Annotated in this window: 15 protein-coding genes and 3 pseudogenes; 10 read left to right on the top strand and 8 right to left on the bottom strand. The window is 60.5% G+C overall.

Features of this window, described 5'->3' with window-relative positions; translation table 11 throughout:
- Positions 1–141: 141 nt before the first annotated feature.
- The 7 genes from ACZL02_RS23940 to ACZL02_RS23910 all read right to left on the bottom strand — a co-directional run bounded on the left by ACZL02_RS23940 (position 142) and on the right by ACZL02_RS23910 (position 10166).
- On the bottom strand, positions 142–636 hold the full coding sequence (locus ACZL02_RS23940) for a hypothetical protein (protein ID WP_472941225.1): 495 nt from the start codon (positions 634–636) through the stop codon (positions 142–144).
- A gap of 352 nt (positions 637–988) precedes the next feature.
- Entirely contained in the window at positions 989–2350 is a 1362-nt protein-coding gene (locus ACZL02_RS23935; protein WP_472941224.1) for an HlyD family type I secretion periplasmic adaptor subunit, read from the bottom strand.
- 1 nt (position 2351) lies between these two features.
- Positions 2352–4157 carry a type I secretion system permease/ATPase gene (locus ACZL02_RS23930; RefSeq protein ID WP_472941223.1) on the bottom strand — a complete coding sequence of 602 codons (1806 nt, stop codon included), beginning with the start codon at positions 4155–4157 and terminating at the stop codon, positions 2352–2354.
- Positions 4158–4579: 422 nt separating this feature from the next.
- Positions 4580–5218 carry a hypothetical protein gene (locus ACZL02_RS23925; protein WP_472941222.1) on the bottom strand — a complete coding sequence of 213 codons (639 nt, stop codon included), beginning with the start codon at positions 5216–5218 and terminating at the stop codon, positions 4580–4582.
- Positions 5219–5351: 133 nt separating this feature from the next.
- Positions 5352–7670, bottom strand: a complete 2319-nt coding sequence (locus tag ACZL02_RS23920) for a polysaccharide biosynthesis tyrosine autokinase (protein ID WP_472941221.1) — start codon at positions 7668–7670, stop codon at positions 5352–5354.
- A 295-nt stretch (positions 7671–7965) separates the two neighbouring features.
- Positions 7966–8808: a hypothetical protein gene (locus tag ACZL02_RS23915; protein WP_472941220.1), complete on the bottom strand. Its 843-nt coding sequence runs from the start codon at positions 8806–8808 to the stop codon at positions 7966–7968.
- 149 nt (positions 8809–8957) lie between these two features.
- Entirely contained in the window at positions 8958–10166 is a 1209-nt protein-coding gene (locus ACZL02_RS23910) for a polysaccharide biosynthesis/export family protein (protein ID WP_472941219.1), read from the bottom strand.
- Positions 10167–10810: 644 nt separating this feature from the next.
- Between ACZL02_RS23910 and ACZL02_RS23905 the strand changes: the two genes are divergently transcribed.
- From ACZL02_RS23905 to ACZL02_RS23860, 10 genes and pseudogenes are all read left to right on the top strand, one after another.
- Positions 10811–11641, top strand: a complete 831-nt coding sequence (locus ACZL02_RS23905) for a metallophosphoesterase family protein (RefSeq protein ID WP_472941218.1) — start codon at positions 10811–10813, stop codon at positions 11639–11641.
- Between the two features lie 189 nt (positions 11642–11830).
- Positions 11831–12967: a glycosyltransferase gene (locus tag ACZL02_RS23900; protein WP_472941217.1), complete on the top strand. Its 1137-nt coding sequence runs from the start codon at positions 11831–11833 to the stop codon at positions 12965–12967.
- A gap of 60 nt (positions 12968–13027) precedes the next feature.
- Positions 13028–13960: a glycosyltransferase family 2 protein gene (locus tag ACZL02_RS23895; protein WP_472941216.1), complete on the top strand. Its 933-nt coding sequence runs from the start codon at positions 13028–13030 to the stop codon at positions 13958–13960.
- Positions 13961–14002: 42 nt separating this feature from the next.
- A complete protein-coding gene (locus tag ACZL02_RS23890) occupies positions 14003–15076 on the top strand; it encodes a glycosyltransferase family 4 protein (protein ID WP_472941215.1) in 1074 nt (357 codons plus the stop codon).
- Positions 15077–15214: 138 nt separating this feature from the next.
- Complete coding sequence (locus ACZL02_RS23885; RefSeq protein WP_472941214.1) at positions 15215–16810, top strand: mannose-1-phosphate guanylyltransferase/mannose-6-phosphate isomerase; 1596 nt, start codon at positions 15215–15217, stop codon at positions 16808–16810.
- 251 nt (positions 16811–17061) lie between these two features.
- Positions 17062–17219: pseudogene (locus ACZL02_RS23880) on the top strand (IS3 family transposase); the annotation flags it as partial.
- Positions 17220–17389: 170 nt separating this feature from the next.
- A complete protein-coding gene (locus ACZL02_RS23875; RefSeq protein WP_472941213.1) occupies positions 17390–17968 on the top strand; it encodes a helix-turn-helix domain-containing protein in 579 nt (192 codons plus the stop codon).
- Positions 17893–18321: pseudogene (locus ACZL02_RS23870) on the top strand (IS630 family transposase); the annotation flags it as partial. The gene ACZL02_RS23875 and the pseudogene ACZL02_RS23870, both read left to right, overlap by 76 nt.
- A 144-nt stretch (positions 18322–18465) precedes the next feature.
- Positions 18466–18649 (top strand): annotated as a pseudogene (locus ACZL02_RS23865) (IS3 family transposase); the annotation flags it as partial.
- Between the two features lie 162 nt (positions 18650–18811).
- On the top strand, positions 18812–19111 hold the full coding sequence (locus ACZL02_RS23860; RefSeq protein WP_472941212.1) for a hypothetical protein: 300 nt from the start codon (positions 18812–18814) through the stop codon (positions 19109–19111).
- Here the strand turns inward: ACZL02_RS23860 and ACZL02_RS23855 are convergent.
- The gene (locus ACZL02_RS23855) at positions 19105–19830 is read right to left on the bottom strand and encodes a DUF6030 family protein (RefSeq protein WP_472941211.1); all 726 of its coding nucleotides are present in this window, start codon (positions 19828–19830) and stop codon (positions 19105–19107) included. The genes ACZL02_RS23860 and ACZL02_RS23855 overlap by 7 nt on opposite strands.
- Between the last annotated feature and the right edge of the window lie 278 nt (positions 19831–20108).

Raw genomic sequence — 20108 nt, 5'->3', positions numbered from 1 at the left:
TCGTCTCTTCAAAGAAACCGGCTGCGGTTCAGATTGGCAGCCCGGTAGATTCAAACGCGCGAACCTTCCAGGAAACCATCGGCAGGTGGTGCCCACATAGCCGGAAAATGCCAACGGCCGCCTGTACTACCGGACGAATTCCTAGATCCCGGTATCCCGTTCCCATGACGAAAGGGGCTGGCTGAGGGCGGAGCGGATGGCCTCGATATCGATCACCGGCGGCGGCGCAAACGCCGTCAGCTGGTTCTCCGCCGAACGATTTTCCTTCCATCGCGCAAGGTCGGACGGCAACCGCAGGTTCGAATTGGGTTGAATAGAGGCGTGGAAGGCGTCCCGTGTCGGGCTGACACTGATCGGCATAGCGATCATTTCAGCCAGTGGCTGGCGATCCGACCCCTGGAGAACCGCAGCGTCGAAGGCCGGCACGCAGATGTTGGTGACGACCGAGGCGGGGAATGGATGGGCCTGATGGTCGATCTTCTGATTGGACGGTGGGCCGAGAGGCGAGGCGATGGATCGGCATTTGTCGGAGGCGCAGGGGCGGGCAATTGAGCCGGTATAGTCGGTAGACGAACGCGAGCTTTGACAACCCGTCAAGGCTAATGCCGATGCCGCCAGGATCGTGAAAATGCGCAAGTGATTCGTCTCCGGTCATTCGATAACAACCGTAAAAAATTATGGTTAAATTTAAGTTTACTATATAGGCGTTAGCCAATGCTAAAAGGACATCAATAATTCCCCTGTTCTTCCGATGAGAAATCGCGTCTTCCGTTCGCCAAATAATCGCCGGCGCCATGGAAGCGGCCGTCGGCGACGCGCATGCTGTTGATAACGTGAGGATATCACGCGGCGATAAGGCTGGCGTCGGGCGGCCAAGGCCAAGACCCATGCCGGAACCGAGGATGTCCTGGGCGAAGGCAGCGCTGGCCGCGGGCCACCCGGTTGATGTTGCCTTCGTGGAAAAAGATCCCGGGCCCGGTGCCGCACTCTATTCCTCGCGGAAGGCGCGGCTAAAGCTGTCGACGATGGGCTTGCCGAGATATTCGAAGAAGGTGCGCTCGCCGGTCTTGATGTAAGCCTCGACGGCCATGCCGGGATATATCTGGTCCTTGCGGATATCGGCCGGGAGGTCGCCGGCGATCTTTAGACGGGCTGTGTAGTAAGGCTGGTGCGTATTATCGTCCATCAGGCGATCCGCCGAGATGTAGGTTACCGTCGCCGGGATCACTGGCGTGACTCTGGCATTGAGGGCAGCAAAGCGGAGTGTCGCAGCTTGACCCACCGAAATGACATCGATGTCGTTCGGTGAAACTCGCGCCTGGATCACCAGATCCTCGTTCGTCGGGAGCAGTTCCAGCATTGTATCGCCTGGCTTGACCACGCTACCCGGCGTGTTGAACGCGGTGCGCACGACGACCCCGTCAGACGGCGAGCGAACCAGAACGCGGCTTAGCACGGCGCGCGCGGCGCGCAGTTGCTCGCGGGCCGTGGAGATTTGCGCGCGGACATCGTTGAGTTGGGTAGCGGCGGTCTCGATCCGCTGCGTGGTCAGGCTCAGGAATTGTTCCTCGGCCTCGACGATCTGTGTTTTGGCCGAGAGAATGCTCGACTGCGCCTGGCCTTGCTGCCCGACGAGTTCGGCCTCGCTCCGCAGCAAGGCGGTGTACTCCGAGCGGTCGGTCAGCCCCTTTTCAAGCAGCGCTTTCTTGCGTGCCGTCTCCTCCTGGACCACGTAAAGCTGACGCTCCACCGCCGTGTGCTGTGCCGAAAGGCCGACGATCTGCTCGTTCAAGGAATTTACCCGCTGGCGGAGGATGATGCGCTCCTGCCGGTGGCGTTCCAGCCGTACTGTGAACTCCTTGTCTTGTTCCGATAGCAGGCCTTCGACTTCGCCGGCTTTTGCCTCTGCGAGCAAGTCGTCGGGAAAGGTCAAGGTGGTGATGCCGTCGCGTTCGGCAACGAGACGGATGGCCCGCGCGGCGAGGGCCACTACCTGCTTCTCCACCTGATTGCGCTGCGCTTCGGCCACGGTCGCATCGAGCTGGAACAGCACGTCGCCGGCCTTCACCTTCTCACCTTCACGGGCAAAAATTGTCTGGACGATGCCGCCCTCGAGATGCTGTATCCGCTGGTTCTGTCCGGCGGCCGCGACGAAGCCTGGCGCTTGTGCTGCCCCCTCGAGCGGCGCAAGCGCTGCCCACGAGCCGAAGCCGAAGGCGAAGATGCCGGTCGCCGCCAGCCCTCCGACCATCAGCGCCCGTGTGCTGACCGTCACGCCCTTGGCCCAGGCCGTGCGGTCTATTGCGTCGCGGCCGTGCTGCTGATTTGGCTTTGTTGGCTGGCTCGGCATGCTATTCTCCCACGGCCATAGCGCCGGCATTGACCGTCATCGCGAAGCGTGTGGTCGCGGCCGCCGGGACGGTGGCTGCCGCCGCGGTCTCGGCTTGTCGGCGGGCGACATTGGCGGCTTGCGCCTGACCGATCTTTTCCATCTGTCGGGTGAGGACCTCGCTCCGCGGGCCGAAATCCTCGACCGCTCCGTCACGCAAAATCAGGATCTTGTCTGCGCGATCGGCGATCGATCGGCGTTGGGTGACAATCAGCACCGTGGCACCCGCTGCACGTGCTGCTATCACTGCCTGGTCAAGCGCGAGTTCGCCATCGGTATCGAGATTGGCATTGGGCTCATCGAGAATCAAAATTTGAGGTCGGCCGTAGAAGGCGCGGGCGAGTCCGATCCGCTGGCGCTGACCGCCAGAGAGTTGCTGGCCTGCCGGGCCGATCAGCGTGTCGTAGCCCTTGGACAGCGACAGGATCAGATGGTGGCAATGCGCCATGCGCGCCGCCGCGATGATGTCCTCATCGCTGCCGCCCGTCGAGAAGCGGGCGATGTTTTCGGCGATGGTGCCGGGCAGGAGATCAACCTCCTGCGCGAGATAGCCGACATGGCGGCCAAGACGATCGCCGTCCCAGGTTCGGATGTCGGCACCGTCGAGCCGGATCGCCCCGCTGTTGATCTGCACAGCCCCGATTATTGCCCGCACCAGTGTCGACTTGCCGGCACCGGAGGGGCCGATAACAACCACGCAGTCGCCGGCGGCGAATTCGACCGATACGCGCTTGAGCAGAGCCTCGGGCGTAACTCCCGGCGCAACGCTTGGCGCATAGACCACGGCCTGATCGATGAGGATGCGGCCCGTCGGCGCTGGCAGGTCGGTCGCAGTCGTATCTCCGGCGTTTCGCTCGAGGGCGATCTTCAGTCGGGCCCAGGCTTTGCGGGCCTCAACAAAGCCCCGCCAGCCACCAATCACCTGGTCGATCGGTTGCAGGCCGCGCCCGGAAATCAGCGAGGAGGCGAAGATCATGCCGGCCGTCATTTCGCCTTTAAGGACGAGGTAGCCGCCATAGCCAAGAATGGCGATCTGCAATCCGAGACGGATGACGCGCGAAGCACCGGCAAACAGCGAGTTCGTCCAGTTCATCCGCTCCTGGGCATTGAGTGAGATCGCCTCGCTGCGCCCCCAGGCGGCGATCACGTCGCCGGTCATTCCCATCGCCTTGATGCTTTCTGCGCTGCGGGCAAACGCCTGTGCCGAGAGCATCGCGCTGACGGTAGCGTCGCTCGACTCCGACGCCTGCCGGGTTGTCGCATACTGATTGGCAATCGCGATCAGCGTGAGCACGGCAGCACCGATCGCGGTCATCCAGAACAGGTGCGGATGGATCAGGTAAAGCATCAGGATGAAAAGCGGAGCGAAGGGCAGATCAAGATAGGCGAGGATTCCCTTGCCCGATATGAAAGCCCGAACCGTGCCAAGATCGCGCAGGGGCTGTACGTCCCCAAGTCTGGCGCGCTGGCCGCCGAGCGAAGCGATCAGCGCATCGCCACCAGCGTCGACTTCCATCTCCGCTGCGAGGCGACCCGCCATCATGCTGCGGACGGCGTCGACGACGCCAAGGAGCGCCAAGGCGCCTGCTGCCATCAGCGAGATGTAGACCAGCGTCTCGATCGACCCCGAGGCCAGAACGCGATCGTAGACTTGCAGCATGTAGACCGGCTGGACTAGCAGCAGCACGTCGACGAGGAAGGTGAAAAGCGTGAGGCCGAGCAGGCCTTTACAAAACACGGTGGTCAGACGCTGGACTGGCTTGCGCAATACCGTTTCCCCTGCGGCGGACTGGCAGGCCCGTCCGCACTCCAATGCACTGACGTCCAGGATCCAACGGAAACCGAACGGCTTATCGCGCCCGGACACGCAAGCCAAAGCAATAGGCTTTGACGCATTGCAGGATTTCCGATCGCTTCCCTTGTCAGAGAATACGACCGATTTCTTTTCAATAGGTTAGCAGTCCAGGAAACCTGCCATCACAGCGGTGACAGCCTGTCTCATTTGGCGGTGCGTCACGAAGCGCTGCACCACCTATCTGACCGACGTCGCCATGCGGCCGGACCGCCCGGGACGGCTTACGAAGGGTCTCGGCGAGACTGCACCGCCTGGGGTAGGGCACGCGTGGAAAATGTCAGCCGTATCGGTCCTCAGACGAGGAGTTGGGAGGTGAGAAGCCCCCCGAATGGCGACTATGGGGTTGTTCCGAAGGGATTGATCCTGAAATCTTCGGGCTTGCCTGAGACGGCGCTGGGCTGCTCGGCTGCCGTCGCGGCGGCAACTTGAAGTTCTTCGCGACGTTTCTCCGAGACGTTTTTCAACTCCGCTTCGGCAACCGAGGCTCCACCACTGCTCCTGATCATCGCAAGAATTCGCGCCGTCTCCTTCGGCCGCGCAAACTTAAGCAGGCTGCCCAGATCGGTCGCGAGAATATTGTCGTAAATTGGAATGGTCTGTCCGCTGACTAGCGGCGCGAGCAAGGTCCAGCGTCGCTCCAGCAGGTTACCTTCGTAGGGCCCCGCCTTGATGGACATCGCCATCAGGTCGTGGAACCGGTCCGGCTGATAGACGGCGACCCGGTCGAGCATGCCAGCGACAAGCCAGAGATTCCCATCGAGAGGGTTGCAGCCCAGCGCCCATTTCACCGCGTCCTGTGCGTCCACGAAGCGTTGGTCACGGATCTCGATGGGCGCGGCATCGTCGATGGCGTGGCGCAGCAGGTACAGCGATGCTGTGACCCGGCTGGCAGCGATCTCTCGCTCACATCGCCGATCCCCAGCCACCAAGATCCGGATCCGCTCCTGCAAATCCGGCGTCGCGTCGATGGTCATCTTTCTGGACTTAACCGCTGAGGCAAATTCGACCAGCGGAAAAGCTCGAATTTGAGCCACCAGTACGATGCCCGCTGAGCCCATGAAGCACAGGCAAAGGACTCCCAGGGTCGCCCTAAGAATCCCTGCCACCTTAGCTATGGTAATAGCCCTTGTAGAGCGAAGACGAATAGTCGATCGCGCCATGCGCGCGATAGAACTTCATTTTCGTTTCGTCGGATTTGTTCAGCACGACACCAAGTGTCTTTTCCTGGATTGCCGGGTTGAGATTGAGCATGCTGCGAACGACGTGACGCGGCGTCCGACCCCACTCGACCACGAAGAGGAATGCATCGACCCGGTGTGCGAAGGCTTTGGCGTCAACGACAGGGCCGATCGGTGGGAGGTCGACCAGGATGTAGTCGAAGTTCGCCTTATGATCGGCCAGCAGGTTCGCCATGCTCGGCGATGACAGCAATTCGCTGGTGTGGGAGATGCGGCGCTTCAGCACCGTCGGCATCAAAGCGAGCAGTCCCGAAGAGTCCCACTGCAGCTTTTCGGCAAAATCGGCAGTTCCGAGCACTGCCTCGATCAAGCCTTCGTCCGGCTTGGTGGAAAGTGTGCGCGTCAGCCCCGGATTGCGCAGATCACCGTCGACCAAGAGGACCCTCGCCCCTTGCATTGCCATCAGGATCGCAAGATTGGCGGAGATCGTCGATTTACCCTCTGAAGGCAGGCAGGAGACGATGCCGATCACTTTCGACTTCTGGTCGGGCATGCCCATGTCCGCGGCAACCTTCACATTCCGCAACGTTTCGGCGAAAGGCGACATCGGGTGAAAGCGGACATGACCGCTGGTCGATTCCTGGCGCCAAAGATTGCCGCCCGGCTCGCCCTCGGCTGTCAGTATCCGGTCGGCACTTGGCCGTCCCGCCTTGATCACCGGCATGTATCCGAGGAACTCGACGTTGAGCTCATTTCGGATCTGGTTGCCGATCCGGAAGAACCGGTCGCGGTATTCCCGGAAAGCCGCAACGCCCGTTCCCGCGGCGGCACCGATCACCATGAAGAGCGCCAGGATGAGAGGCTTCTTGGGGAAACTCGGATGCTTTGGCGGGGAGGGATGGGTGATAATCCGAGCTTCCGTCACCGGGAATGACTGCTGCTGCACAGTCTCCTGGTAGCGCTGCAGGAAGTTGTCGTAGAGCGAGCGGAAGGTATCGGCCTCGCGCTCGAGTTCGCGGAGCTTCACCTGTGTCGTGTTGGCGGTCGCATTGACCCCCAGAATGCTGCTCAGACTGTCGCGCAGTGATTGCTCGCGGCTCGCGGCGACCTTGTAGGTGCTCTCGTAGCTTTCAGCGATGCGGCGCAGTTCGTCGAAAACCTGCTTCTCGTATTGTTGCATTTCCGCTCGCAGGCGCAACACTTGAACATGATCCGGACCAAGCTTGCTTCGGATTTCCTCTTCGCGCTTGGCGGCATCGAGATATTTGGTTCTGAGGGCGTTGATTGTCGAACTCGCCAGAGAGTCATCGACGACGGCATCGGTGCGACCGCTTGCAATCAACCCGTTGATCTGGTCGAGCCGCGCCTTGCTCTCTGCGGTCGCTGCCTGTGCGGTAATGAGTTGAGTATTGATTTCGGTAAGCTGCTGCTCCGACACCAATTGACCACCAGCCGTGATCAGCCCGTTATCCATGCGAAAGCGCTGGACGGCGAGGTCGGCATCGTAGGACTGCTGCTTCAACTCGCCGATGCGGCTCTGCAGCCAGGAACTGGCACGCTTGGTCGCCTCGAACTTCGCCTGCAACTGATCGTCAAGATAAGCCTCTCCATAGGCGCGGGATATTTCGGCCGCGATGCCAGGACTAGGCGAGGTGAAGGCGAGATTGATAACATAGGTGGTCGCAACGCGGCCAACGGAAAGATTAGACAAGAGGATGGTGACGGCGTTGTCCAACTCGTCTTCCGAGGCCACTCCCGAAGTGCCGTCGAGCAAATTGTCCGGCATCATCCAGTCTCGAAGATCCGAAAATACCGATTTGACGCTGCCGATCGCCGATCCGATGAGCGACGGATTTCCCGCCATGAAATCCTTATTCTCAGTCAGCTTGAGCGCGGCGACAACCGTCCGGGCCATCTGCTGCGACTTCAAGAGCTCGACCTGGCTGAGCATGTCGGCGTCGTCATTCAAGACGCTGGTCGGACCGGAGATTTCGGTGACGACCTTCGACTGGCTTCGATCGATCAGAATATTCGTCGAGGCCGTGAAGAGGGGCACTGCCGTGACGACATAGGCGGCGCCGATGATAATGCCCATGACGGCGCACGCGATAATAACCCACAGCTGGCGCCGTAGCGCTGCCAGCAAACGGTCGAGATCGATGAGCTCAGCCGCTTCTGCCTCCGATGCGCCGTCCATTCCTGCCGGGGAAATCCGGGAATTCGAGAACTGAAGCAAGGACTGGTCCATTAGGATCCCAACGTGTCAGGTGATTGATCGGCTCGATCAAGCGGGTAGGAGGTTTAGCGCCGTGCGAACCTTCGCCCGCACAAGGCACGCTCTACCTCTTTGAATCTAAGAAGAGGGCTGTCCGTACATCGCTCCGGTTCAAAGTCGATGCTGTAGCGCGCAAACATGACGATATCTGGATGCTGGTATGCAAAGGACGGCGCATGTTGTCGATCCCTTGTCGTTTGTACCGCACGCTAAAAAAACGACGCTGGCCGAGACCAGCATCGTTTTCCATCACGAGAACTAGGGCCTGCTAGTTGCTCTGGCTCTGAAAGGTGATCGAGTCGCCGTCGTCGAAAGACGCACTGCCCCGCGAAATCGAAAACGAATCCACCGATTGAGCAACCACCGTCGGCTCGTCGCCGATCCCGCCAGATGGCCCTGCCGTACCACCGCCACCCAACGACCCCCCGCCGCCGCCGGCCGAGGATGAAGCTGTTCCAAGCGCCGCCGTGGCAGTCTGCGACAGTGCGGCCTGGAAGGCGGCAATCAGGCGGGGAGACTGCGAGGACGCCACGGTTTCAAGGATATAGGCAGCATATTCAGGTGCAATCGCTTGGCCGGTCTGTGCTGCTCTGGCCAGTCCCGTTCCCATAGCTGCCTGTTGCGCCGGCGTCGTCTCGCTTTGCTTCGAGAGCTGGACCAAAACCGAAGGAGTGCGGTTTTCGGACCCGGCAAGCGATTTAACGTAATTCACCATGGCCAAGCCGCCTGCCGGATTGGCTTCCAGCATCATTTTGGGGTTCGCTAGCCAATCGGCGATCGTCTGATCGGGCAGGCGCGCGGAGCCGAGCAGATAGGCTGCTGGAATCGTCTGCTTGAGCGCTTCGGGTTCCACGGACGCCACGGCCTGCGCAGGCGTAGCACCGCCAGACGTGGAGGTTGCCGATACGTCAGTTGTAGGTGACGCTGTCGACACTGCGGCCGGCGCGGTCTGCTCTGTTGGGGCAACGGCAGATTGTGCGAGAGCCGTTCCGAGGGTCAGGCTCATGCACGCGGCACTTAATAGCGCAATTACCATCTGGTTCGACATCGCTTCAACCTTCCCACTCAATAAACGCAGCCCCATCGGAATACGGCCAATTCTCATCGCCATAAACCAATTTTATCGAGCAAGGGCAAAGCGTTGCTTCATCACTGGTTAACCTCGATCAGACCGCCGCACTGACGGCTAACCGAAACATACATGTCGACCGCATCGACCCTTGGTGGAGCGGCGCATTCCCCGGAGGATTGCGCCGCGGCCTAATTCTTCAGGATGGACACCCCGGTTCTTACAGATGCGGCATCGACGACTGGGCCGACTGTGCCGGACGACACCGAGTTCACGACGTTCAGGAATTTGACGATCTCGACGGAGTCGGCGTTCGATACGTAAAGGATGTCCTTGTCCTGCATCCTGAACTGCTGGGTGAGGAAGAGCGTGGACGGATCACGCAGGTCGGCGCGGAACACAACCGGGAACCCCTTGCCTGCCTTGGCCGTGACCGGCATGCCGATCTTGGCGAGAATTTCTGGGCTCACCAGACGGTAGACGAAGACCTGCGCCGGGTCCGCACGCCCGTCCAGCAAGCCGCCGGCCTTGCCGACCGCTTCGGCCAGCGTCAGGTTCGACTCCTCGAAATCGATGCGCCCATTCAGGCCGGACGCGCCGAAGGCAATAAAGGTGCGGCGGTCGCGATTCGCGTAAATGGTATCGCCGGGATACACGAAGATGTTCTCTTTTGGATTGTCGAGCAAAAGATCGAATGGCACTGTCGCGGAGGTGCCGTTGCGTTGCAACGTCACCGTCGTTTCTGGACTGGGGGAGCTGATGCCGCCCGCCCGGGAAAGCAAATCCAGCACGCGTTCTCCGCCGGCGTTGATCTCCAGTTTGGCCGGCGTGTTCACGTCACCGAGAACGGCGACCTGACTGGATTTGCTTTCGACGAGGTTAATCACCGCCTGCGGCTCGATCGCCCTGTCCGCCAAACGCGATTCAATTTCCGCTTGCACGGCAGACGGCAGCCGACCCGCAGCCTTGATGCGGCCGGCATAGGGAACGCTGATGGTGCCCTTGGTATCAATGGTCTGCTGCGGCAAGGTCACGAAGTTGCCGGGTCGGGTGCCGGATTCAGCTGGAATGAACAAGCCGCCCGCGGCAGATTCGAAAATGCTGATCTCCACGACATCGCCAATGCCCAACGGGAGAGTGGGCGCGCCGCGCCTTGTCGCACCGAATCCCCTACTCAGGGACTGAACTTTTTCAGCCGGGAAGTAGGTCAGCACAGCTGGCGTAAGGTCCACGAGGGCGTAGTCTAGTTGCGGCTTTTTCTTGTCCGCGGCATAATAGAGGGTGGCTTGTTTTTTGATCTGCGCGTCATCAGGACCGGAGCTTGGCAGCGTCGTGCAGCCTGATAGCGCTGTCGCGATTGTCAGTACACCGAAAGCCAGTGCTCGTCCTTTACCAACCATGATTGCATTCCTCGTCGTCTCATAGAAATGGTGTCCTGACAGCAATTTCCAGAAACGGGGAGTCATAATCGGACTGATTTTCGGCAGTGGTGCAGTAATGCAACGCTTTCGGCCGCTAAAGAAAAAAAAATACTGATCCGAGAGGGTCCGTCCATTGGTTAAGATTACGTTAGATCACCTGAAAATATTTTTGAGGATGACAATCAGAGGTTGCTGGGTGGGTGAGTGCAACGAGATCGGCGATCGCCGGCGCCCTTTGTTAAGGCGAAATTCAGCTGTCGTCGGAACATCGAGGAAAGAATTGCTGTCTCAATGCCGGTCGGCTGACAGCCGGGGTCGTGCCTGACAACCTTTTAGCCCAGGTTCGTCCGGTGCCAGGCCAAGCAGGGTTCACGTGTCAGACGCGGAGTAGGGCAATGCTCCCGTGGACGGCCCTGGCTGGCGTCGCGCAGAATGTGGGGCATTCTGGATTCCGGGTGGGTGCTTCTTGCTACCTATCGGGCCTCGTACGCCCGACGTGATGGCGGTGCGGTCAAACTCGCGGGTATCGTCTTATTGCCGATTAACCGCACGGCTTGTCATCCACAAAAATGCAGCTTAGGGGTTGTCGAGAGATTTCGGACATCGGACAGGTCGATAAGTCAGTGAGGCAGGTTACCGCATTCTCCTCGCGTAACCTGGTCCGCCGCCTTTGGAACATCTTGCCTTGGGTGACGCCAGCGGTGGGCGGCACTCGGGCGCTGCGGCGCCGGCTGGAGCTTTCGGCAAACCCACATCTGATCTATGCAGTTGGCGACGTGCATGGGTCGCTGGAGCCGTTGCAGCGTCTTGAACGCCTCTTGGTCGAGGACGCTGCCGATGAGAAGGGCGTCAAGCTGATCGTCATGCTCGGCGACTACGTCGACCGGGGCCCGTCCAGCGCTGAGGTGATCGAGCATCTCAAAAGCCCAGCGCCAGAAGGATTCTATCGGGTCTGCCTCAGCGGGAATCACGAGGAACTGCTGCTGAATGTCCTTCAGGGCAAAATGACGTTGAATGACTGGCTCGATTTCGGCGGCGATGCGACGTTGCAGTCGTACGGGCTCGATATCCAGCACCTGCGCCAACAGATCGGGTTGAGTGACGAGCAGATCGTCGCTGAGTTTCGACGGAGTGTTCCAGAAAGCCATCAGGCCTTTCTGTCCCAGTTGCCGGTCGCGCTCACGACGCCGAATTATTTCTTTGTGCACGCCGGAGCACGTCCGGGGATCGATCTGGATGCTCAGGATGAGCATGATCTGATGTGGATACGTCGGCCTTTTCTGGACGTCGACTGCCCGCCGTTCTCGAGGGTAGTGGTGCATGGCCACTCGCCTTCGCTTCAGCCGGTTTTTCTGCCCCACCGCATCGGCCTGGATACCGGCATCTGCCAGGGAGGTCCGTTGAGTGCCGTGCGGCTCGCCGGCGATACCGCCACGATCATCGCCGTGCGTTGACGGCGAAGCCGTTTTGCCGTTTTGTTACCGCGATCGGTCGGGGCTCTCCAGCCTCCATGTGTCGGGTGCCGCCGGCGGGCTGCTCGATGGCGGGGTGGATTGAGCTATATTTCAATTCTAGCGCTTGACGTTGCCGCGGATTCCTACCCGGCAGGGCAGAAAACACTTTGGAAGTGAGTATCACACATTATGCGGGTTGCGATTGTACACTACTGGCTCGTCACGATGCGTGGCGGCGAGAAAGTTCTCGAAGAATTGTGCCGTATGTACCCGGAGGCTGATATTTTTACGATGGTATGCGACAGAAAGAAACTGTCGCCGCTATTGCAATCGAAAAATATCACCACCTCGTTTCTGCAGAAAATTCCAGGGTCACGGAGGTATTATACAAAGCTTCTGCCGCTGATGCCGTTCGCTTTGGAAGAGTTCGACCTGCAGAGCTATGATCTGGTAATTTCCAGCGAGTCCGGTCCGACCAAGGCCGTATTGACCCGTCCCGACGCGATTCATGTCTGCTACTGCCATTCGCCGATGCGGTACATTTGGGACCATTATCACATCTATCGCCGCGAAATGGGTTGGCTGGGCCGGATGGTGATGTCCATCAGCGCACCCTTCCTGCGCGTGTGGGACGTCACGACCGCGTCCAGGGTGGATGCCTTTGTCGCCAACTCGGCACATGTCGCCCGGCGGATATTTCGCTGCTACGGGCGGGGAGCTACGGTCATCTACCCGCCGGTCTCGGTGGAGGACTTTACGCCGAATGGTCAGCCGGGCGAGTTCTATCTCTGTGCCGGTCAGTTGGTTAGCTACAAGCGCGTTGACCTGGCCGTCCGGGCTTTCACCAAGATGGGCAAGCGCCTGGTGGTGATCGGGGAGGGGGCCCAGCGGGCCAGCCTCGCCAAGATCGCCGGGCCGACCATCGAGTTTCTGGGCTACCAGCCATTTCCCATCCTGCGCGAGCATCTGCAGCGTTGTCGTGCGCTCGTGTTTCCCGGCGAAGAGGATTTCGGAATTCTTCCTGTCGAGGCCATGGCTTGTGGCCGTCCTGTCATCGCCTTCGACAGCGGCGGTGCGCGCGAGACGGTGACGTCCGAAGCCTACGGGGTGAAGTTCGCTGAGCAGACCGAGGACGACCTCATCGATGCCGTACAGCGGTTCGAGGCGATCGAGCCAACGCTCGACCCCGCTGAAATTCGTCGGCACGCCGAGACGTTTTCACCGGAAGTCTTCCGCGAGCACATGGCGGCCTTCATTGCAGAGGTAAGAGCCGCCAGAAGTGAGCCCAAACGGATGACCATCCAGTCGGCCACGCTGCCCGTCTAGACCCCGTAATGCAACGGGGCAGATGCCGTTCATACAAATACAAATGGAGTGAGCGCCTTGGTGTCTGACAGCAAAACCGCTGGATCCGGAGCCCGGGCCAGTGGCGAAAACGCATGGATCGCCATCGCGATCGCAACGGCGGGGCGAGCCGAGGTTCTGGCCGACACGCTGGACCATCTGCAAAAACAGGTCGAGCGGCCGGACGCTCTGCTCGTCTGCCCGGCTTCGGTGGCGGATTTCGATCCGGTGCGCGCATCCGGGTGTGAGCCGGCCGTCGTGGTCGTTCAGGGAGCGCGTGGATTGCCGGCGCAGCGCAACGCCCTCATCGCCGAGTCAGAGGCGGATTTGATGATCTTTCTCGATGACGATTTTCTGCCTGCGCCGGATTTTGTCGGCGAGGTAAGGCGGCTCTTTGCAGATGACCCGTCCATCGTCGTCGCCACCGGCGCGGTATTGGCAGACGGCATTCTGGGCACCGGCCTCGATTTTGATGAAGGGCGTCGTGTTCTGGATTCAGCGGGACCTAACCTCGGCAGTGGGCCGCGCGAGGTCTACAACGCCTATGGCTGCAATATGGTCATACGCCTCGCTCCCGTCCGCAAGCATGGACTGCGGTTCGACGAAAATCTGCCGCTTTACGGCTGGCAGGAGGACGTGGACTTCAGCCGGCAACTCGCCCCCTACGGGCGGATTGTGATCAGCCCGAGGCTGCGCGGCGTTCATCTCGGCACCAAGCGATCGGGACGCAGTCCGGGCAAGCGCCTCGGCTATTCGCAGATTGCCAATCCGGTCTATCTGTCGCGCAAGGGGACCTTGTCCTGGGGCCATTCCTTGAGGCAGATGGCTCGGAACGTCGTTGCAAATGCTGTGCGCTCGGTGAACCCGGAGCCGTGGACGGATCGCCGAGGACGCCTGCGTGGAAACTTCCTTGCAATGGTCCATCTCGTCACTGGCCGTTTGTCGCCAGCCCATATTCTCGAGCTGGATAGCTGATGGAAGCCTACGGGTCTCGCGGTGACGGCATAAGGTGAGTTCATGACCCATTTCAGCATCAACGGCCGTTTTTTGACGCAGAAGGTGACGGGCGTGCAGAGGTATGCTGCCGAGATCACCGGGCAGCTCGACCAACTTGTCGCGGCAAATCCCGCTCTGTCTGTCCGCCTCTTGACGCCGTCGGGCACGACCGTGCCGCCGTTCAAAGCCCTTACTCGGGTCGACGTTCCGTCGGGGGGCGGGGTGGTGTGGGAGCAGACCCGGCTGCCGTTCCGAAGCGAGGGCGCCCTTCTGTGTCTCGGCAATACCTGCCCCATCCTCTACCGTCGCAGCATCGTCTGCATTCACGACGCCAATTTCCGCCAGCAGCCGGAGAGCTATTCAAAGCCATTCCGGCTGTACATGAACACCATGCTGGCGCTGATGTCGCGTTCGGCCGCGCGGGTGACGTCGGTCTCGTTGCATTCGGCCCAGCTGTTGCAGTCGTACGGCGTGTCGCGCGACCGGGAAATCGTGGTTGCACCCAATGGCCACGAACATGCGCTGCGCTGGGATCCGCAGAAGGCGACTGTGCCGGGCATCCTTGATGCGACACGCTCCTTCGTTTTGCTGGTGGGCAGTCTGGCGCAGCACAAGAACTGGGCCGTGATCGCCAAGGTCGCTTCGGAATTGGCGGCGCACGGCATCGATATCGTCGCGGTGGGAGCCGGCGGGCGGGAGTTTGGCGCTGTGGAAGGCGAACAGTTTCGTCACTTTAACCTCCTCGGGCGGATTTCCGACGACGATCTCGCGTGGCTCTACCGCAACGCCCTTTGCCTTCTGTTTCCATCGTTGATAGAAGGCTTTGGCCTGCCCCTGGTCGAAGCCATGGCGCTTGGCTGCCCTGTCGTCTCGTCGAACAGTTCCGTCATGCCGGAAATCGGGAGCGATGCCGTTCTGTATGCCGATCCTACCGACCCCTCCGCCTGGCTTCAGGCGACGCTGGCCCTCCAGGCCCAGGCGGAATTGCGGCAGGATTTGTCGCGGCGCGGCGCGGCACAGGTGACGAAGTTCTCCTGGAAAAAATCTGCCGAGAAATACATTGATCTGGCGGCCGCGGTCTCTTCGGGTAATTGACGGCGGAAGGGTACGGCATGTGGTCTTGGAGGCCAAGCTTCCGGCGGACCGGTTCAGCTTCGACTTTACCAAGTTTTGCCGAAAACGGCTGGCTTGGATGTACCTGGGCGGCTGCTCTGTCTAGGGTTGCCCGGGAGAATGACGGCCAAGCGCTCTGGAACGCTGACATTGCGGAGCTGGCACGTACGCTATCGCGGAGCAGTAGGTAATATTGCATCGCAGCATAAATTCTGGCTAGGATTCGGCGCTGCTTCGACTGAAGCAGGCGGCGTCGCAGATGTTGAACAAGGAATTGCAATGACGATTTACCCGGTAATCCTTTCCGGCGGCTCGGGGACGCGGCTCTGGCCCCTGTCCCGATCGATGTATCCCAAGCAGTTCATTCCGTTCTTCGGCTCGGATGAGCCCACCTTCCTCGGCGCTACCCTACGCAGGCTAGGCGCGGCGGTCAGCGTCGCAGCGCCGACTATCCTTTGCAACAATGATCACCGCTTTCTCGTCCGTTCAGAGTGCGACACGGCCGGCATCCATCCGAAGATGATGGTCTTGGAGCCGCAGGCGCGCAACACGGCACCCGCGATTGCCGCCGCTGCGATGCTGCTGGTAGACGAGGATCCGGAGGCTATTTTGTGCGTCATGCCGTCGGACCATCTGATCGCGGATGTTGCGGGTTTTGTCGCGGGGGTCGAGGCCGCTGCAGAGGTCGCCCGTCAGGGTAGACTGGTTTTGTTCGGCATTACCCCGACGGAGCCGAACACCGGCTACGGTTACATCCAGGCTGGCGCGGCCATCGGCGATGGTACTGCCTCCGACGTGCGTCGCTTTGCCGAGAAGCCGGATGCTGCCACGGCGGAAGCCTACCTTGCGACCGGGGAGTATCTTTGGAACAGCGGCATCTTCCTGCTGCACGGCGGTACCTTTCTCAAAGAACTGGCCCGGCTTGAGCCGGAAATCTCAGCGGCGGTCCGAGCGTCGGTCGACGGCGCGGTGCACGACCTCGACTTCATCCGTCTCGACGCGCCCAGCTTTGCCAAGGCCCGATCGGTCTCGGTCGACTATGCGGTTATGGAGCGGACGGACCGCGCCGCCGTGCTGCCGCTGACGGTCGGCTGGAGCGATGTCGGTTCCTGGGGCTCGCTCTGGGAGGCCTCGTCGCTCGATGCGGACGGCAACGCCATCCACAGCGACGCCGTGCTGGTCGACACCAAAAATACCTACGTCCATTCCGACCGCTCGCTTGTCGCCACTCTCGGCGTCAGCGACCTCATCATCGTCGACACGCCTGACGCTCTCCTCGTGGCCGATCGCTCCCGCTCGCAGGAGGTTGGCACCATCGTCCAGAAGCTGAAGGAGAGCGGACGGCGCGAGCATGAGCAGCACCTCCGCAATTATCGGCCCTGGGGCTATTTCGAGACGCTGTCGCTGCAGTCGCGCTTCCAGGTCAAGGTCCTGCACGTCACGCCCGGCAGCCAACTTTCGATGCAGATGCACCACCACCGCTCCGAGCACTGGATCGTGGTCAAGGGCACGGCGAAGGTGACCGTCGGCGACGAGGTCCGGTTCGCCCGTGAAAACGAGAACCTGTACATCCAGGCAACGCAGTGGCATCGGCTCGAGAACCCGGGCAAAGTACCCCTGGAACTAATCGAGATCCAGATCGGCAGTTATCTTGGCGAGGATGATATCGTTCGCGGCGACGACATCTACAACCGGGCGGCGGAAGAAACCAAGTAAGCCAAGCGGGTGAGGGGCCCCTCGTCCAAGTGGGACAGCCTCGTCGCGGAGTGGGCGCTGCTGCTGCACCAGCCTTGCGCGCACTTGCATGCTGCCGGTTCCGTGGACACCGAGATAAGGTGTTTCTGGAACCGGAGAGTATGAATGCAACGACGGAAGTCCAGCCGCGGGTTCAAGTTTGATGCGGGGAAACTGGTGCGAGAGCGAGGTGTATCGGCGGCCTAGGCAAGCGCCTGATCTCGATCTGAGAGGTCCCCGATTTTACATGCATCTGGACCGATGAAGGATGGCTCTACGCCGCTGCCGTGATCGACCTCTTCGCCATATGGTGGTCGACTGGTCGATGAGCAGCGCCATGACAACCCAACTCGCAAACGTTGCCTTGATGGTGCCGATCTGGCGGCGTGGCTAGCCAGACACCCTGCTGCATCATTCCGATCAGAGCAGCCAAAATACCAGCGAGTTGTTCTAGGATCTTCTGGCCGACAATGGTGTCATACCAACATGCGCGGACACTGACTCGTGGGGGATTCCCATATCCGTTAGAATCTGAATCACTGTGGCGAACGGAGGTTTGTCATGGCGATACCGATTGCGCTTCGGACTGATTTTAAAAGTTCGGACCTTCGCCGATTGGCGCGGGCAGCGAAGGATGCAGCCCAGGCCAGGCGTCTTCTGGCGCTGGCGGCGATCTATGATGGCGGCTCTCGCACAGAGGCGGCCACGATCGGCAGCGTCACGCTTCAGATCGTGCGCGACTGGGTCATGCGGTTCAACGCGCATGGGCCGGACGGGCTCATCAATATCAAAGCCCAGGGCAATCGGCCAAAACTGAACGATGAGCAGCGCCAGGCTCTTTCGAAGATCGTCGAGGGCGGTCCCATCCCGGCAATCCACGGCGTCGTGCGCTGGCGACGCAAGGATCTGGCACGGTGGATCTTCGAGGAATTCCGCATCTCGCTGGATGAGACGACGATCGGGCGCGAGCTGAAGGCGCTGGGCTTTGCCAAGCTTTCGGCACGCCCGCGCCATCATGCCCAGAACGAGTTCGCGGTGACAGCTTTCAAAAAGACTTTCCCGCCGAATTGGCAGCCATCAAGGCCAAACTCGCGAAGGGAACAGAGATCGAGCTCTGGTGGGCCGACGAAGCTCGCATAGGGCAAAAGAATAAGATCACCCGGCGCTGGGCCCGTCGCGGCACGCGGCCCTCGGCACCCCAGGACCAGCGCACGATGTGGGCCTACATCTTCGGGGCGATCTGTCCAAAGAAGGGCAAGGGCGCGGGCCTCGTGCTGCCCTACTGCGACACCAGCGCGATGAACCAGCATCTGGCCGAGATCTCGGCGGCAGTCGATCCCGGCGCCCATGCCGTCCTCATTCTGGACCGCGCCGGCTGGCACACCACGCCCAAGCTTGTCATCCCGCATAATATCTCGCTGCTCTTCCTGCCGCCCTACTCGCCCGAACTGAACCCCGTCGAGAACATCTGGCAGTTCATGCGCGACAACTAGCTCTCCAACCGCGTCTTCGCCGACTACAACGACATCGTCGACCATTGCTGCCACGCCTGGACAAAACTCGTCGATCAGCCTTGGAAAATCATATCCATCGGAATGCGGGACTGGGCCCACAGGTTCTGATTAGCGCTCGTTAGTATCACCTGCTCGATGAGCGGGTCTGGCAACCTCTGGGACAACGCGGCGACGGCGAGCTTCTTCCCATCGTTGGATGTAGAGAGGACAGCGCGGAAGTCATATCGCACGTGCGATCAGGCGAAGGCGGACGTGTTCGGCTACATTGATCGCTTCTAAAATCCGATGCACACACTCGACCTTCTGATATCACAGCCCAATGGACTTCGAGAGGCGAGCTCAGTTAGCCTAACCTTGTGTCCATTAGATCGGCAGCAGGCCATTCCGGCTCCTGGTAGCCAAAGCGTTTCTGCCGCTTTAAGCTAAGAGCGTGGGCAGAGACTTTGCCCGCCCCGCCGGAGAAATCGACATGAAGCGCATTTGTATCGCGGCTCTTCTTGCTGCCAATCTTCTCTCCCTGGAGGTTGCCGCCGTTCCTGCAGCAGCGCAGACGGTCCAGAATTCTGACGATGCGCCGCGCGTGGTGCCGAATGGCCGGAGCCGGTCTGTCCTCTATGAAAAACGTTCGTCGACAGGAAATGCACGACGCCTGGAGCGGAGCATTCGGATGCAGGACTACAATGCGAGAATGCGGCCGGCGCAGCGTCAGGTAAGGTCGCGACCGGTCGATGCGCGCAATCCCCGCAACAGTGTGGTCGTCAATCAGTAGTCACTGATGCCGGGCGACGGCGGGCGTTGGAGCGTTCGGTAGTCCCGTGCTTGCACCAGCCTGCCCGTTTTAGGGAAATTAACAACAAGGTTGTAGTTCCAGCCGCCTGAATTTTCTTGCGTCAGCCGGAACGTGGTTCCCACGGCATCGACCGTCGTCGGCTGCAGCGTGCGAAGCAGGTCGATCAGCGCAGATGGGTACGCCCACCGCATGACTTGCATCAAGCGGCCTACCCGTCGCTCGAGATCTTTCTTGGCGGAGTTCGCCTCGGCGGCAGTCGCAGCGTTGATCTTGAAGCGAACAAGTTGAACCAGTTCTCGATCATGGCTGCGTGCCATGGCAAAGACGCGCTGTCCGGAGGCTCCGGTCGAACTAGGCGTGCCGATACATTCCCACTCTCCTTCGAACAGCGCGCTTTCAGTCCAGGCGGCGGCATCGTCCGGCGAGATGGCGTCGCAAAGGCGCTGCGGGTCTACCGTGGCATAGCGGGCCAGTTCAACCAGTTGGGGCGACATTTGGTCTGCAAGAAGCCTTGGATAATAGGTCACCATCATTAGGGGAGGCGAGGGCGGTGGGAGGGGCGCAGTCTTCTGCACCACGGGTAACTGCGAAGGCGGGGCAACTTTCGTTTTGACAGCGGGAGCCGTGGTATGGGCCGCGTGCAGCAGGCCCACTGCGCCAGCTGCCAAAGCGGTCACGCCGAGAAAGCGTCCAGCCATATAGGCGATCGGCGGAAGCCGTTGACCAACCTGCCGGCCGGAAGAGGGGGCCGAAGCCTTGACGACAGCTGGCCACGCTCCCACCCGGGGGGACTCTGGATTTTCTTCTCGCTGCGATCGCATCGTGTTCTCTGAACGAAACCGTGCTTCGATATGGTCAGGGCTTCTATTCCTACTCTACCCTTGATGCATGCTTTACCTTAATGGCTTGTGGCAATGAAGTGGCAGGCTAGAGAGCGCTGACATTGAAGATAGGCTGCCAGAGCGTTGTACAACGC

This window comes from Mesocryomonas fontinalis (assembly GCF_055730125.2).
The sequence above is the reverse complement of the archived record's forward strand: the minus strand, read 5'-3'. Positions and strand labels throughout refer to the sequence as shown.